This window comes from Dechloromonas sp. ZY10, from assembly GCF_041378895.1.
GTDB classification, from domain to species: domain Bacteria; phylum Pseudomonadota; class Gammaproteobacteria; order Burkholderiales; family Rhodocyclaceae; genus Azonexus; species Azonexus aquae.
The window spans coordinates 2,157,081-2,173,034 of the sequence record NZ_CP144212.1; the positions used below are offsets into that span (position 1 = coordinate 2,157,081).

A 15,954-nucleotide genomic window follows, 5' to 3' on the forward strand; every position below is an offset into this window, starting at 1 on the left:
AGTATTCCTTGTCAATTACTTCTTGGCAGCAGCAGCGGCAGCCTGGGCAGCAACTTCAGCAGCAAAGTCGTCAACCTTCTTCTCGATGCCTTCACCCACGACAAACAGGGAGAAGCCGGCGATCGAAGCATTCTTGGACTTCAGCAACTGTTCGATCGTCTGCTTGCCGTCTTCTGCCTTGACGAACACCTGGCCGAGCAGGGTCACGTCCTTCAGGTACTTTTGCACGGTACCTTCGGCGATCTTTTCCAGCATCGCTTCCGGCTTGCCGGCTTCGCGCGCCTTCTCGATGGCAACGCGACGCTCGGTTTCGAGCAGGTCGGCCGGCACACCAGAGGCGTCGAGGGACTTCGGCTTGGAAGCGGCGATGTGCATCGCGATATCCTTGCCCAGTTGCTCATCGCCGCCAACCAGGTCAACCATCACGCCAACCTTGGCGCCGCCGTGGATGTAGGAAACCAGCTTGCCGGTCGCTGCGAAACGCACGAAGCGGCGGATGCTCATGTTTTCACCGATTTTACCGACCAGCGCGGTACGGGTCGATTCAACCGTGCCCTCGCCCATCGGCAAAGCCGACAGAGCAGCCACATCCGCCGGGTTGTTGGCGGCGACCAGAGCGGCACAGCCGTTGGCCAGGGCGATGAAATCGTCGTTCTTGGCAACGAAGTCGGTTTCGCTGTTGACTTCGATGATCGCGCCGGTCTTACCATCAGCAGCGATGCTAACGGCAACGATACCTTCTGCGGCAACGCGGGCAGCGGCCTTGGAGGCCTTGTTGCCCAGCTTGACGCGCAGGATTTCCTCAGCCTTGGCCATATCGCCATCGGCCTCGGTCAGCGCCTTTTTGCATTCCATCATCGGTGCGTCGGTCTTGCCGCGCAGTTCTGCAACCATGCTTGCGGTAATAGCCGCCATAACTTGATCTCCTGAATTTGTAAGAAAGGCGGAACCCGAAGGCTCCGCCAGCAACAGTCTTTCAACCGGAAGAGGTTGCCTTATTCGGCAGCGGCTTCCTGAACTTCGACGAACTCGTCGTCGCCAGCGGCAACGATTTCCTGAACGGCCAGGGAACGGCCTTCGAGGATGGCATCAGCAACGCCACGGGCGTACAGCTGGATGGCACGGGAAGAGTCGTCGTTACCCGGGATGATGTAGTCCACGCCTTCCGGGGAATGATTGGTATCGACCACGCCGATAACCGGAATACCCAGCTTGGCAGCTTCGGTAATGGCGATTTTGTGGTAACCGACGTCAACCACGAAGATGGCGTCCGGCAGGCCGCCCATTTCCTTGATGCCGCCGATGGACTTCTGCAGCTTTTCCAGTTCACGACGGAAGTCCAGGGCTTCCTTCTTGGACATGCGCTCCAGATCACCGGCTTCAACCGCCAGTTCCATATCCTTGAGGCGCTTGATCGAGGTCTTGACCGTCTTGAAGTTGGTCAGCATGCCGCCCAGCCAGCGCTGGTCGACATACGGGGCACCGGCGCGGGCTGCTTCTTCGGCGATGATTTCGCGAGCCTGGCGCTTGGTACCGACAAACAGGATGTTGCCGCGATTGCCGGCCAGCTTCTTGACGAATTCCATCGCCTCGTTGTATTTGACCAGGGTCTTTTCGAGGTTAACGATGTGAATCTTGTTGCGGGCACCGAAGATGTACGGGGCCATCTTGGGGCACCAGAAACGGGTCTGGTGACCGAAGTGAACACCAGCTTCCAGCATTTCGCGCATGGTAACGGACATTTGAAACTCCTATAAGGGTTGAACCGCCATCCACCGTCATCGCCGCCGGGAACCCGGCAACACCCTTAACTGGCGGATGTGAGGATTTGACAGCTTGCACCACGCAAACTGCCATCTTTCCGGAAATACGTAACCGGAAAAACTTTTCGATTATAGCAAGCCTGGCAACACTCAGGAAGCCCCACCCGCCGAAGCTCAATACCCATTGCGCTGTTTTAGGGCCAGCAGTTGCAGCATTCGCCGCAAATAGGGCTGCCAGTCCGGCATCTGCAAGCCGAAATCCTGTTCCAGACGCGAACAGTCAAGACGGGAGTTAAGCGGGCGCTGGGCTGCGCAGGGATATTCCGCCGAAGATATCGGATGCACCCCCTCCGGAGCCAGCGTCAACGCAAACCCCGGGGTCTGCAACGCCTCGGCCACAATGGCCTGAGCAAACTCACACCAACTCACCGGGCGCCGGGCTGCAAGATGGTAGAGCCGCTGCTCCGCCGTCGCCATACCCTGCCCATGCCTGAGCATCGCCAGCACCACCCCGGTCACTGTCGCGATCAACGCAGCCGGCGTCGGCGCACCGATCTGGTCATTCACCACCCTCAGGTTTTCCCGTTCTGCGGCCAGACGCAGGATTGTTTTCACGAAATTATTACCACGCGCCCCGAACACCCAACTGGTACGGAAAATCAGCGACTTGCACCGCTGGGCCCGAATTGCCGCCTCACCAGCCAGTTTGCTGCGCCCATAGAGGTTAAGAGGCGCCACCGGATCGTCTTCGACATACGCGCCGATCTTGTCGCCAGCAAATACATAGTCGGTTGAATAATGCACCAGCAAGGCCCCGCAAGCCGCCGCCTCGCCAGCCAGAACTTCAGGTACCACGGCGTTGAGTTGCCAGGCCAGTTCGCCTTCGCTTTCGGCCCGGTCGACAGCCGTATAAGCCGCCGCGTTAACGATCACCTGCGGCCGTTCCCGTCGCAGCACAAGCCGCAGTGCATCCAGATCAGTCAGGTCGCAATCGCGGCGACTGCAGGCCACCACCTCGCCATGCGGCGCCAGAGACCGCTGCAACTGCCAGCCCACTTGCCCATCACTACCAAGCAACAGGGTCTTCATCCGATTCACTCCCGAAAACACAGTCCGCCAGTATGCCAGTCAGGCGCCGGCGGCGGACGCCTGAGATGCTTTCTTTGCGATTCACCGCCCATCATTTATCCTTCGAGGTTCCCAACGCAAGCAGAAACTCCTATGAGCATCATCATCAAGACCCCGGAAGAAATCGAAAAAATGCGCATCGCCGGGCGTCTCGCCGCAGAAGTCCTCGATTACATCGAGCCCTTTGTCAAACCCGGAGTCACCACCGAGGAACTGGACCGGCTTTGCCACGACTACATGGTCAAGGTTCAGGGCTGCATTCCCGCCCCCCTCAACTACGCCCCCTCCGGTCATCGTCCCTACCCCAAGTCGATCTGCGCCTCGATCAACCAGCAGGTCTGCCACGGCGTTCCCAACGACCGCGCCCTGAAGAACGGCGACATCGTCAACCTGGACATCACCACGATCAAGGACGGTTACCACGGTGACACCAGCCGCATGTTCATCGTCGGCGAAGGCTCGATCCAGGCAAAACGGCTGTGCGAGATCACTTTCGAATGCATGTGGCTGGGGATCAATGCCGTCCGCCCCGGCGCCTTCCTCGGCGACATCGGCGCCGTGATCCAGAAACATGCGGAAAAAAGCGGCTACTCGGTCGTCCGTGAATTCTGCGGCCACGGCATTGGTGCCAAGTTCCACGAAGAGCCGCAAGTACTGCATTACGGCAAGGCCGGAACCGGCCCCAAACTGCAGCCGGGCATGATCTTCACCATCGAGCCGATGATCAATGCCGGCAAGGCAGCAATCCGCGAAATGGCCGACGGGTGGACCATCGTCACCAAGGACCGCAGCCTGTCGGCGCAGTGGGAACATACCCTGCTGGTCACCGAAACCGGCTATGAAATCATGACCCTGTCGGCTGGCACCCGCGCCAAGCCTGACTGGATCAAATAAGCCGCCTTTTTTCATCAAGCCCCTGCGGGGGCTTTTTTTGAGTCCTTTTTGATGACACTGGACATTGCCGCGCTGCGCGCCGAGGTCAAGACCGGCCTAGCCCAACTCAAGGAACAATTCGCCCGTGACGGCGACACCCTGGCCTTACTCTGCAATCGCAGCCAGCAGGTTGACGCAGTCCTGCGCAAACTCTGGGCAGCCTTTGACTTTCCCGCCGGAATTTCCCTGGCGGCGGTGGGTGGCTACGGTCGCGGCAAGCTTTACCCGGCTTCCGACATCGACCTGCTGATCCTGCTCCCGCGCGAAGCCGGGGCCGCAGTTCAGGAAAAGCTCGAACGCCTGGTCAGCTGTTTCTGGGACATCGGGCTGGAAATCGGCCACAGCGTTCGCACTGTCGCCGAGTGCATCGACGAAGCCAACAACGACATCACGGTCCAGACCGCGCTGCTCGAAGCCCGCCTGCTGACCGGCTCGGAACGCCTGTTCGCGACCTTCAGGAAGCGTCTTTGCGGCAACCTCGATCCACTGGTGTTTTACGAAGCCAAGCGCTTGGAACAGCAGGAGCGCCACCTCCGTTTCAACAATACACCCTACAGCCTGGAGGCCAATTGCAAGGAAGCACCGGGCGGCCTGCGCGACCTTCAGGTCATTTTCTGGATTGCCCAGGCAGCCGGCTACGGGGCAAGCTGGCCCGAGCTGGAAGCCAGCGGCCTGCTCAGCAGCGAGGAACGCGAGCATGCCGAAACCTGCGCAGCCTTTGTTCGTGAATTGCGGATCCGCCTGCACCTGACCGCCAACCGGCGCGAGGATCGACTGCTGTTCGACTACCAGAACGCACTGGCAGAACAGTATGGCTACGTCACCACTCCCGAGCGGCGAGCCTCCGAGCAGTTGATGCAGGCCTACTACCGCAATGCCAAGGCGATCACCCTGCTCTCCTATACCCTGCTGCAAAAAATGGGGGCCGCGCTGGCGCCGGAGAACGAACAGACGCCGCAGCCAATCAATGAAGATTTCCAGCGCGTCGGCAACCTGCTCGACCTGTGCGACGAAAATCTGTTCCAGAAACGCCCCGCCGCCATCTTCGAATGCTTCGCGACGATGCAGGCGCAACCCGACCTGCACGGGATGACCGCGCGTACCCTGCGAGCCCTGTGGCGTGGCCGTGAACGGATCGACGACGACTTCCGCGCCGACCCGGCCAACCGTGCTGCCTTCCTGCAACTATTTCAGCGCGAACGCGGCATCGTCCATGAATTCCGGCGAATGAACCAGCTCGACATCCTCGGCGCCTATCTGCCCAACTTCGGGCAGATCGTCGGCCAGATGCAGCACGATCTGTTTCACGTCTACACGGTCGACCAGCATATCCTGCAGGTTTTCCGCAATCTGCGCCGGTTCACGATGAGCGAATTCGCGCACGAGTACCCGCTCTGCTCGCAGATCGCCAGCGAATTCGAACGTCCTTGGCTGCTCTACGTGGCGGCCCTGTTCCACGACATCGCCAAGGGGCGTGGCGGCGACCACGCCGAAAAAGGCACCGTCGATGCCCGTGATTTTTGCGAAAAACACGGGTTGACCGTGGAAGATACCGAACTGGTGGTCTGGCTGGTCCGCCAGCATCTGACCATGTCGCAGGTGGCACAGAAATCCGACCTCAGCGACCCTGACGTGATCGAGGAATTCGCGGGCCTGGTCGGCGACACCCGCCACCTGCAAGCGCTCTACCTGCTCACCCACGCCGACATTCGCGGTACCAGCCCCAAGGTCTGGAACCAATGGAAGGGCAAGCTGCTTGCCGACCTCTACCAGCAAACCCGCTACGTGCTCGGGCGCGAAAACGGACAACCCCCCGCCCGCCAAGGGGTTATTGCCGAACGGCAGGCCGAGGCAATGCGCCTGCTGCGTTACTTTGCGCTCTCGGCGACGGTGCACGAACGGCTGTGGAAACAACTCGACACGGTGTATTTCCTGCGCCATTCGGCCGAGGAAATTGCCTGGCACACCCGTTCGCTGCACTACCGCATTGCCAACGACAAGCCGGTCGTGCGCGCCCGTCTGCAAGCCGAAGGCGACGGGGTCCAGGTCATGGTGTACACCCAGGACCAGCCGGACCTTTTCGCCCGCATCGTCGGCTTCTTCGCGCGCACCGGCTACAGCATCGTGGATGCCAAGATTCACACCACGGCGCACGGCTACGCCCTGGACAGCTTCGTCCTGCTCGATGTCGAAGGCCGCGAGAGCAACCGGGAAATGGTCCCGTTCATCGAGCATGAGCTTGAAGAACGCCTGATCCGGCAAACGCCGCCGGAAGCACCGAGCGGCGCGCGCCTGTCACGTCAGGTCAAGCACTTCCCGATCAAGCCGGAAGTCAGCATCCGGCCCGACGACAAAGGCAGCAGCTACATCCTGTCGCTGATCGCGGCCGACCGGCCGGGCCTGCTCTACACCGTCGCGACCAGCCTGACCGCCCACGGCGCCAGCCTGCACACGGCCAAGATCGCAACCCTGGGCGAGCGCTGTGAAGACGTGTTCCTGATCGGCGGCGGCGACCTCGGCTCAGCCGCCAAGCGCATCCGCCTGGAACAGGAACTGACGGAAAAACTGAAAGTGTGAAGCCGGCATGGCGGCGCGGCAGCCTAGCTGCCCGCCGCCACCAGCCATTCTCAGACCGACATGCCCAGCGGCCGGCAAGCGTCCTGACAGCCAACCAGACGCTCGATCAGGGAGCGTACTCGGCCCATGGCCTCCTGCAGCACCGGTTCCAGACTCTCGAAATGGATGCCGTTACTACTGTGGCCGCGACCAGCCGCATGGTTGGCGACCACATTGATCGCCGCGTAAGGAATCCCCAGTTCACGCGCCAGCACTGCCTCCGGCATCCCGGTCATCCCCACCACATCGGCGCCGTCGCGCTCCAGCCGATTGACTTCGGCGGCAGTTTCCAGACGCGGCCCCTGGGTCGCCGCATAGACCCCGCCGACCTTGATCGCCACCCCGAGTTCCTCGCCAGCCTTGATGATCCGCTGCCGCAAATCGGCATCGTAGGGCTCAGTGAAGTCGACGTGGGTCACCGGGCTGCCGACTCCGTCGAAAAAGGTCGAATGCCGCCCCCAGGTGTAGTCGATGATCTGGTCGGGAACGACGATATCGCCCGGATCGAGGTCACCGCGAATGCCACCGACCGAAGCCACCGAAATGATCCCGGTCGCCTGGTGGTGATGCAGCGCCCATAAATTGGCCCGGTAATTGACCATGTGCGGCGGGATGCTGTGGCCGTAGCCATGGCGCGGCAGGAACATCGCCGGCTGACCGCAGATCTGGCCGAAGACCAGAGCCCCGGAAGGCTCACCGTAGGGGGTACGCGCGACTTCGCGGTGCGAAACGTCAAGATTCGACAGGGTGGTTAACCCGCTGCCACCGATGATTGCCAGCATGTTCTTCTCCTCGTTAGTGAGCGCGCCGGACCAGCAGGGAAGCCAGCACCGGAACCACGCTGCGCAGCGACGGGTGCGCCAGACGCGGCGCGCCAAAAGCCACGACATTGCCGTCCAGCTTGCGGTAAGCGGCATCCCGCCGACTGGCCTGCCAGGGCAGACCGGCCAGGGTCTTGCCCAGATGATAATTGACCAGCGTATCGCGACCGATGTCCTTGGCCTGCCAAGGAATCGCGGTGCGATCAACCAGATGCAGCAAAGTCGCGGCCGGCAGGCTGGCTGCCAGTTCGGCGACCGCCCGGTGCACCCCTTCGCGGTAGGCCGCGACCGCCTTGCCACCATCGCTGGCCGTGGCGCCAGTGGTTTCGGCCGGCGCTCCCATCAACCAACAGACCACAGCTTCCGGCGAAAAATCCATGATTTGCTGCCGCGCCTCTGCCGAGAGCTCACTCACGTCGGCCTGCAAGGCCTCCAGCGGGGCATTGCCGCAACGCTGACGAGCGGCGGCCAGGCACTCGTCCAGGGTATCGACCACCAGCACCTGACAGCCAGCCTGGATCAGAGCAGCTGTGCCAAACCCCGGGCCACAGCCGATTTCGAGCACCCTCCGGCCGGCGACCTGGGCCGCCATCCAGGCGTAGTCGCCGCGGCGGAAATAAGCTTCGCCCTCTTCCTCCCAGTAAGCGAGGAATTCGGCGACATTCATTCCGCTCACGCTTTCCCCTGCGTTGCCAGGTAAGCAGAAAACGCCGGACCAACCTCGGCGTGACGCTGGCCGAAAACCACCGTTGCCTGCAGGTAGCCGAGCTTGGAACCGCAATCGTAGCGGGTGCCGTCGTAGCGATAGGCCAGTACCTGCTCTTCGGCGAGCAGTGCGGCAATCCCATCGGTCAACTGAATCTCCCCGCCGGAACCCGGTTTGATCGTTTCCAGATGATGGAAGATGCGCGGCGTCAGGATGTAGCGACCGACCACCGCCAGCGTAGACGGCGCTTCCTCGGGCTTCGGCTTCTCGACGATGGCGTTGATCTGCTCCAGACGCTCAGCGACCGGCTTGGCGTCAACAATCCCGTAGCTCTTGGTATCGGCGCGCGGCACGTCTTGCACGCCCAGCACCGAGCAACGGTAATAGTCGTAGGTGTCGGTCATCTGCTTCATGACGGCCGTTTCGCCGTCGAGCAGGTCGTCAGCCAGAATCACCGCAAACGGCTCGTCGCCAATCACCGGCTTGGCGCAAAGCACGGCATGGCCGAGACCGAGCGCTTCCGGCTGGCGAATGTAGATGCAGTTGATGTTCTTCGGAATCATGTTGCGCACGAATTCCAGCATCTCGTTCTTGCCACGGGCTTCCAGTTCGCTTTCCAACTCGTAGGCCTTGTCGAAATGATCCTCGATCGCCCGCTTGGAACGGCCGGTCACGAAAATCATGTCAGTGATGCCCGCCGCGACCGCTTCCTCAACCGCGTACTGGATCAAGGGCTTATCGACGATCGGCAGCATTTCCTTGGGGCTGGCCTTGGTCGCTGGCAGGAAACGGGTCCCCATCCCGGCGACCGGAAAAACGGCTTTTCTAACTTTTTTCATCTGCAACTCCCTGAGAATTCAACAACTGCAACAAGGCCGCTTCGTCGAGCACGGCAACGCCAAGTTCCCGGGCCTTGTCGAGTTTGGAGCCGGCCTCTTCGCCGGCAACCACATAATCGGTTTTCTTCGAGACCGAACCGGAGACCTTGCCGCCCGCAGCTTCGATCAGCACCTTGGCCTGGTCGCGGGTCAGCGTCGGCAAGGTACCGGTCAGGACACATGTCTTGCCGGCCAGCGGTGCAGCGTCCGCAGCCGTCGGCGAGGCCAGCGGTACGGCAGCCAGCAAATCGTCCCGCTGCCGGGCCAAAGCCGCCAGCAGGCCGCGCTTGCCGGGCTGTGCCAGCCAGGCAACCAGCGCATCGATCACCTCGCCGGGCAGTGCCGCCGCCGACAGGCGGGCAGTATCGACACCGCTTGCCGCCAGGGTTGTGCCATCGACCAGCGCCGCCAGTTGCCTGGCACGCAAGGGGGTCAAGCGCGGGATGTCGAGTGCGACGTACAACTGCTCCCAGGCCAGCCGCTCGGCCAGCGCCGGATGCGGCGGATGTTCATCGGCAGGCACCACACCGACTTCCGGACAAAGCAGGTCGTCAAGCGCCCGCGCATTCCGTTCCTCGGCAAAAAAATCGGCAATCGCGCTCGCGACCGTCGCCCCGATGTCCGGCAGCACGGCCAGCAAGGGAGCCGGCGCCCGGCGCACCCGCTCAACGCTGCCCAGCCAGTCAGCCAGGGTTTTGGCGGTACTTTCACCAACGTGACGAATCCCCAGCGCAAAAAGCAAGCGGGCAAGACGCGGCCGCCGGCTGGCGGCAATCGCCGCCAGCAGGTTTTCCGCCCAGCGAGTGGCGACCTGTCCGGCCTTGACCGTTTCCGGCACGACGCCGTCGCGCTCGTCAGCGCGCCGTTTCATTTCCAGCAAATCAGCGAGGGTCAGGCGATACAGGTCGGCCACGCCGTGCACGTAGTCGAACTCGACCAGCCGCTCGACGTAGCGCTCGCCCAGGCCGTCGATGTCCATCATCCGCCGACTGGCAAAGTGCAGAATCGCCTGGATTCGCTGCGCCCGGCAGGAAAAGCCGCCGGAGCAACGAGTCACCGCTTCGCCTGGCTCACGCACCACATGCGCGCCACACACCGGACAGGCATCGGGCATGACGAAAGCCACTGCGTTCGCCGGCCGCCGCTCTGCAACCACCGCCACGACTTCGGGAATGACATCGCCGGCCCGGCGCACACTGACTGTATCGCCGACGCAGATGCCGCCCTTGCGCGCGACTTCGTCGGCGTTGTGCAGGGTTGCATTGGTCACCGTCACGCCGCCGACGAAAACCGGCTGCAGACGGGCGACCGGGGTCAGCGCGCCGGTACGGCCGACCTGGATGTCGATCGCCTCGACCACGGTCAACGCTTCCTGCGGCGGATATTTGTGCGCCACCGCCCAGCGCGGCTCACGACTGCGAAAGCCGAGGCGCGCCTGCAAGGCCAGGGAATTGACCTTGTACACCACGCCGTCGATATCGAACGGCAACTGTTCGCGCAAAGCCGCAACCCGGCGATGAAAGTCCGCCAGTTCCTCAGCACCGCGCACGACCGCCCGTTCGGCACAGACCGGCAGACCGAAAGCCGCCAGCGCATCGAGGACGGCGGCGTGGGTTTTCGGCCATTCCCAGCCTTCGACCGCGCCAACGCCATAGGCGAAGAAACACAGCGGACGCGCTGCCGCAATTGCCGGGTCCAGCTGGCGGATGCTGCCGGCAGCCGCATTGCGCGGATTAACCAGGGTCTTCTCGCCGCGAGCGGCAGCGGCGGCGTTATAGCGGGCCAGATCGTCGCGGCGCATGTACACCTCGCCGCGCACTTCCAGCACGGCGGGGGCGGCACCGTGCAGACGCAAAGGAATCTGCCGCAGGGTGCGCAGATTTTGCGTCACATCCTCGCCGGTACTACCGTCGCCTCGGGTCGCGCCGCGCACCAGGATGCCATGTTCGTAGCGCAGGCTGACTGCCAGCCCATCGAATTTGAGCTCGGCCGCGTACTCAACCGGCAGCGCGCTGTCAGGCAACTCCAATTCACGCCGGATACGGGCATCGAAATTGGCCGCGCCGCTGGCCTCGGTATCGGTTTCGGTCTGGATCGACAGCATCGGCTGTGCGTGTACCACCGGCGCGAACTCGGGCAGCGGTCGCCCGCCGACACGCTGGGTGGGAGAATCCGGTGTCGCCAGTTCAGGATAATCGCGCTCCAGTGCCTGCAGTTCGCGGAACAAGCGGTCGTACTCTGCATCCGGAACGGTAGGCGCATCAAGGACGTAGTAGGCCCGATCATGCGCCGCCAGTTCACCTCGCAAGGCGGCGGCCCGCAGCGCGGCGGCGCGCGCTGCGGCAGCATCTACCAGCGGCATCAGGAGAATAGCCGCAGGGCTTGCGGCGACCCCGCCGGCAGGCCGAAACTGGCCATCGCCGCCTGTGGCTTGCCGATGAACTCCCGACGGATATGATCCAGTTGCGGCTCCCCCAGCGGCTGGCGATTGTCATCGACCAGCGAGCCCTGCAGCGCATCGGCAAAACGTTTGGCCAGTTCGGTCATCTGCATGAAGACTCGTTCGCCGTGCGCGACGCGCGGAACATCAAGCAGGAAAGTCAGACCATGAGTGCTGATGCCGCGGATATTGTCGAGCGAGAACTGTGCGGTCTCGTAATTCTGCAGGCTGAACTGCGCCCGCCCCTCTTCGTCGTAACGGGTGAACAGGCCGTTCAACCCGAGCGCCATGCCCGAAGCTTCGGCCAGAGCGCGAATCTTGGTTCCCGAAAAAGGCACGCCGCGCGAGATCAGGTTGATCCCGATTTCGAGGTCGACCGCAGCACAGAAGCGGTCCACTTCGGCGGCCTGCGCCAGCACGTTCTTTTCCGGCAGGTCGGCAACCACCATCAGATCTTCGGCCAGTGCCTGCATGGCGGCGGCAAATACCGCCAGATCGGCCTCGGAAACCGGCCCAAGGCGGTTGCACAGCTGCAGCCCGATCCGCAGCCGACTGATCGGCTGTTCGCCGTCGGCCTGCAAGCGTTCCCATTCACGGCTGACTTCATTGAAACCGATCCAGTGCACCGGCTTGCTCAAGCGCGCGAGCGCCTCTTTCTGAGCGGCGAGAATCTGCTTGGCCGGCACGTTATCGACCAATTCCATCGCCACCACATATTCGATCCGCGCATCGAGCATGCTGGCCGGGAGGCTGGGCGGCGGCGCATGCTCGTCAAGCGCCGGAGCCACCACGGCTGCAACCGGGGCGGCAACCACCGGTGCCGGCGGCACTTCCTGCACCGGAGCAAGCGGCGGCTCAGGCTGCTGCTCGTCGCCGGCGTCCTGGTTCAATACGGGTTCGCTGCGCTCGACAGCTGCAAACGGTGGTTCGTCGTCAAACCCGGGCTCATGCCGGGCCGCCACTGCCGGCTCTGCCGTAGCCGCAAGCCCGGAGGCTACGCCGTCCGCCAGCAGCACATCGTCCTCACGCGGCGCAAGCATCGCCTCGGCCACCTTGCGGTGCCGATACTCCTGCCATTTGTTGTAGCCGACTACCCCGACCACGGCGATCACGCCGAGGCCAATCATTCCCATCTGAAGTTCGGTCATTTAGGCCGCGTCCCTCATCTTCAAAGCTTCTTCAATATCCACTTCCACAACGCGCGAAACACCGGATTCCTGCATCGTGACGCCAACCAACTGTTCGGCCATTTCCATCGCGATTTTATTATGAGAAATAAACAGGAACTGCGTAGCCCCCGACATTTTCTTGACCATTCCGCAAAAACGCTCGGTATTGGTGTCGTCGAGCGGTGCATCGACCTCGTCGAGCAGGCAGAACGGCGCCGGATTCAACTGGAACATCGAGAACACCAGCGCAATCGCGGTTAGCGCCTTTTCCCCGCCCGAGAGCAGATGAATGGTCGAATTCTTCTTGCCTGGTGGCTGCGCGATCACCTGCACCCCGGCGTCGAGGATTTCGTCGCCGGTCATCACCAGTTCGGCACGCCCGCCCCCGAACAATTCGGGGAAAAGTTTGCCGAAATGGCCGTTGACCGTGTCAAAGGTACTTTGCAGCAATTCACGGGTCTCGCGGTCGATGCGGCGGATCGCATTTTCCAGCGTTTCCATCGCTTCGTTCAGATCGGCCGCCTGCATGTCGAGGTAGCCCTTGCGCTCGGTCGCAGTTTCCAGTTCCTGCAAAGCAGCGAGGTTCACCGCGCCGAGTTCGGCAATCGCGTTGTTGAGCCGGGTAATTTCGCCCTGCAGGCTGCTCGCCCGCGCTTCGCCAAGCAAGGGCGCAAGCGCCGCTTCGTCGGCGCTGGCCTCCAAGAGTTGCAACGCCAACTGCTCGGCATTGAGCGCCGCCGCCTGTTCCTTGAGCTTGAGTTCGCCGATCCGGGCGCGCAAGGGCTCCAGCCCCTGCTCGATTTTCAGCCGCTGCTCTTCGAGTTGGCGCAAGGCATTGGTCGCAACTTCCAGCGCATCACGCGCCGCAGCCAATGCCAGTTCCTTCTCCTGCCGCGCTTCAAGCGCCGCCTGCAACTGGTCTTCCATCACATCGGCCGGCGCGGCGGCGGCCTGCTCGGCGCACTGCCGACGGTCGCCCTCGATCCGGTTGAGCTCGCGCTGCGCCATCGCCTGCTGCGCAAAAATATCCTGCAGCTTGCTCTCCGCCTCACGCGCCGAGAATTGCGCCTCGCGCAGCGCGCGGTCGAAGTCGGCATTGCGCTCGCGTTCGGCGCGCACCGCCCGCTCACATTCATCCAGCCTTGACTGGGCGCCGGCGACCAGGACGCGGATGCGTGCCAGGCCGTCGCGGATTTCCTCAATCCGCTCGTCAGCCGACATCTCGCGTTCGCGCTCGCTCTCCTCCTCCTCGGCCAGTTCGGCCAACTGCTCGGCGAGGCGTTCCTTCATCTCGCGCTGACGCTCGATCGCCTGCGCCAGCTTGACCACTTCCAGTTGCACCGCATGCACACGTTGCTGGCGGTCCTGCACGTACTGGCGGACTTCGCTCATTTCCTCGCGCTTGTCGTCGAGTTGTTCGTCGAGCACGGCCATCTGCTCACGCACCGCATCGGCCTGCTCTTCTGCCGCAGCAATGCCGCCGGCCAACTGCTCGATTTCGCGCTGGCGTTCGAGCAGACCATGCTCGCCCTTGTCGGGCGCAAAGAAGGTCAGCGAGGCACGGCTCAGCAAGTCGCCGCCAGCAGTGACGATGACCTCGCCGGGGCCCAGCGTCGCCCGTTCAGCCAGCGCTGCATCGAGCGAGGCAACGGCGCGCACCGGCGCCAGCCAGTCGGCGAGGATCGCCGCCAGCGCCGGCCGCTCGCAGCGGATCTGCTCGGCCAAAGAACCCGCTTTCACGGTCGACGCCGGATTTCCGCCATTTTCAGCCGCCGGCAGCAGCACCGCGAGGCGGGCGTCGGGGCGGTCGTGGAGCCATTCATCGAGTTTGCCGGGATCGCTGCAGGCAATTGCATTGAGCCGCTCGCGCAGCACCGCTTCGACTGCGTTTTCCCAGCCTGCCGCCACCTGAATCTGTTGCCAGAGCGGGATTGCCTCGCTCAGGCCGTGCCGCGCCAGCCATTCGGGCAGCTTGCCGCCCTGGCGGCTCTTGGCCTGCATCTGCTCCAGCGCGGTCCGCCGCGCCTGGCCGGCGGCGAGTTCGCGTTCGAGTCGCTGCAACTCGCCCTGCACTTCGCGCCGGCGGGCCTCCAGCTGCGGCAATTCCTGCTGCAACTGCTGCAAATGCTCCTGGTCGCCGGCAATTTCCTCGCGCAGCAAAGCCAGTTCTTCTTCCTTCTCGGCCAGATCAAGCGGATCGACCATGTCGCCGCCACCGGTTTCCTCGCGCAGGCGTTCGCGCCGCTGTGCCAGCGACTGCAAGGCCCGCTGCGCATGCGCCTTGTGCGTCAGTTCGACTTCCAGCTTCTGCTCGCCGTTGGCGGTACGAGTCTTCAGCCGCTGCAATTCCTCGATCGCATGCTGGTGATCCTCTTCCACCTGCGGCGCCAGGTTCATCTGGGCGTGCAGCCGCTCCTCGGCCTCGTCGACCTTCAGCTTGGTGATCTCGCGCTGCTCTTCCCAGCGTTCGCGGTCTTCCGCCAGTTTTTCGGCGGTCTCGCTCCAGTGCGCCAGTTCGCCTTCGAGTTGCGCCAGGCGCATTTCCAGCGCCCGCCGCGATTCATGGCGATGACGAATTTCGGCTTCGAGCCGGGCGACCTCGGCATTGGCGGCGTACATCTCGCTCTGCGCCTGATGCAGGGTGTCGCCGGCAGCAAAATGCGCTTCCCGCGTTGCTTCGGCCTCGGTTTCGGTGGTGCGCAGCGCGGCGCTTTGCGCTTCCAGTTCGGTCCCGGCCCGCTCGACTTCAAGCCCCAGCCGCTGCCGCTCCGCCTCGGCCTCGCGCCGGCGCAGCAGCCACAGCAACTGCTGCTTCTGCACCGCCTGCTCGTTGAGCGCGTGATAGCGGCGGGCCACTTCGGCCTGGGCTTCGAGCCGGCCGATCTGGTGGCCAAGCTCCTCGCGGATGTCCTCGACGCGCAGCAGGTTTTCGCGCGTATCTTCGAGTCGACCGTGGGTTTCCTTGCGCCGCTCCTTGTAACGGGTGACGCCGGCCGCTTCTTCGAGAAAAACGCGCAGGTCGTCGGGCTTGGCCTCAATGATGCGCGAGATCATGCCCTGACCGATGATGGCGTAGGCACGCGGACCAAGACCGGTACCAAGGAAGAGATCGGTGATGTCCTTGCGCCGGACCTTGAGGTTGTTGATGAAGTAGTCTGACTGGCCGTTGCGGGTCAATACCCGCTTGACCGACAGTTCGGCGTACTGCGACCACTGGCCGAGCGCCCGCCCGAGCGAATTGTCGAAAATCAGCTCGACCGAGGCTCGCGATACCGGCTTGCGGTTGGTCGAGCCGTTGAAAATCACGTCCTGCATCGACTCGCCACGCAATTCGGAAGCCTTGGATTCGCCCAGCACCCAGCGCACGGCGTCCATGATGTTGGACTTGCCGCAACCATTGGGGCCGACGACGCCGACCAGCTGTCCGGGCAGGGCTACGGCAGTCGGATCGACAAAGGATTTGAAACCGGCGAGTTTGAGTTTGGTCAGACGCATGCGAG

11 protein-coding genes are annotated in these 15,954 nt (G+C 63.0%); 2 read left to right on the forward strand and 9 right to left on the reverse strand.

Annotation, left to right across the window (positions count from 1 at the left end; all coding sequences use genetic code 11):
- Positions 1-15: 15 nt before the first annotated feature.
- The 3 genes from tsf to rfbD all read right to left on the reverse strand — a co-directional run bounded on the left by tsf (position 16) and on the right by rfbD (position 2,852).
- Positions 16-915 (reverse strand): translation elongation factor Ts, encoded by a 900-nt coding sequence (gene tsf, locus VX159_RS09870; RefSeq protein ID WP_371322718.1) that lies wholly within the window; start codon positions 913-915, stop codon positions 16-18.
- An 80-nt stretch (positions 916-995) separates the two neighbouring features.
- Complete coding sequence (gene rpsB / locus VX159_RS09875) at positions 996-1,742, reverse strand: 30S ribosomal protein S2 (RefSeq protein WP_371322719.1); 747 nt, start codon at positions 1,740-1,742, stop codon at positions 996-998.
- 195 nt (positions 1,743-1,937) lie between these two features.
- A complete protein-coding gene (gene rfbD / locus VX159_RS09880; RefSeq protein ID WP_371322720.1) occupies positions 1,938-2,852 on the reverse strand; it encodes a dTDP-4-dehydrorhamnose reductase in 915 nt (304 codons plus the stop codon).
- 132 nt (positions 2,853-2,984) lie between these two features.
- Between rfbD and map the strand changes: the two genes are divergently transcribed.
- Both map and VX159_RS09890 read left to right on the forward strand, forming a co-directional pair.
- A complete protein-coding gene (gene map / locus VX159_RS09885; RefSeq protein ID WP_371322721.1) occupies positions 2,985-3,785 on the forward strand; it encodes a type I methionyl aminopeptidase in 801 nt (266 codons plus the stop codon).
- Positions 3,786-3,836: 51 nt separating this feature from the next.
- Positions 3,837-6,401: a [protein-PII] uridylyltransferase gene (locus tag VX159_RS09890; RefSeq protein ID WP_371322722.1), complete on the forward strand. Its 2,565-nt coding sequence runs from the start codon at positions 3,837-3,839 to the stop codon at positions 6,399-6,401.
- A gap of 50 nt (positions 6,402-6,451) precedes the next feature.
- On the opposite strand, the gene VX159_RS09895 is transcribed toward VX159_RS09890, so the two are convergent.
- From VX159_RS09895 to smc, 6 genes are read right to left on the reverse strand one after another with little or no spacing between them, the layout of a single operon-like run.
- Positions 6,452-7,222 carry an S-methyl-5'-thioinosine phosphorylase gene (locus tag VX159_RS09895; protein WP_371322723.1) on the reverse strand — a complete coding sequence of 257 codons (771 nt, stop codon included), beginning with the start codon at positions 7,220-7,222 and terminating at the stop codon, positions 6,452-6,454.
- Between the two features lie 13 nt (positions 7,223-7,235).
- Positions 7,236-7,928, reverse strand: a complete 693-nt coding sequence (locus tag VX159_RS09900; protein ID WP_371325510.1) for a class I SAM-dependent methyltransferase — start codon at positions 7,926-7,928, stop codon at positions 7,236-7,238.
- A 5-nt stretch (positions 7,929-7,933) separates the two neighbouring features.
- Entirely contained in the window at positions 7,934-8,806 is an 873-nt protein-coding gene (gene galU / locus VX159_RS09905; RefSeq protein ID WP_371322724.1) for a UTP--glucose-1-phosphate uridylyltransferase GalU, read from the reverse strand.
- Entirely contained in the window at positions 8,793-11,207 is a 2,415-nt protein-coding gene (ligA, locus tag VX159_RS09910; protein ID WP_371322725.1) for an NAD-dependent DNA ligase LigA, read from the reverse strand. Before ligA ends, galU begins: the two co-directional genes overlap by 14 nt.
- Positions 11,207-12,433 (reverse strand): cell division protein ZipA C-terminal FtsZ-binding domain-containing protein, encoded by a 1,227-nt coding sequence (locus tag VX159_RS09915; protein WP_371322726.1) that lies wholly within the window; start codon positions 12,431-12,433, stop codon positions 11,207-11,209. The genes ligA and VX159_RS09915 overlap by 1 nt, the downstream gene beginning before the upstream one ends.
- Complete coding sequence (gene smc / locus VX159_RS09920) at positions 12,434-15,949, reverse strand: chromosome segregation protein SMC (protein WP_371322727.1); 3,516 nt, start codon at positions 15,947-15,949, stop codon at positions 12,434-12,436.
- Between the last annotated feature and the right edge of the window lie 5 nt (positions 15,950-15,954).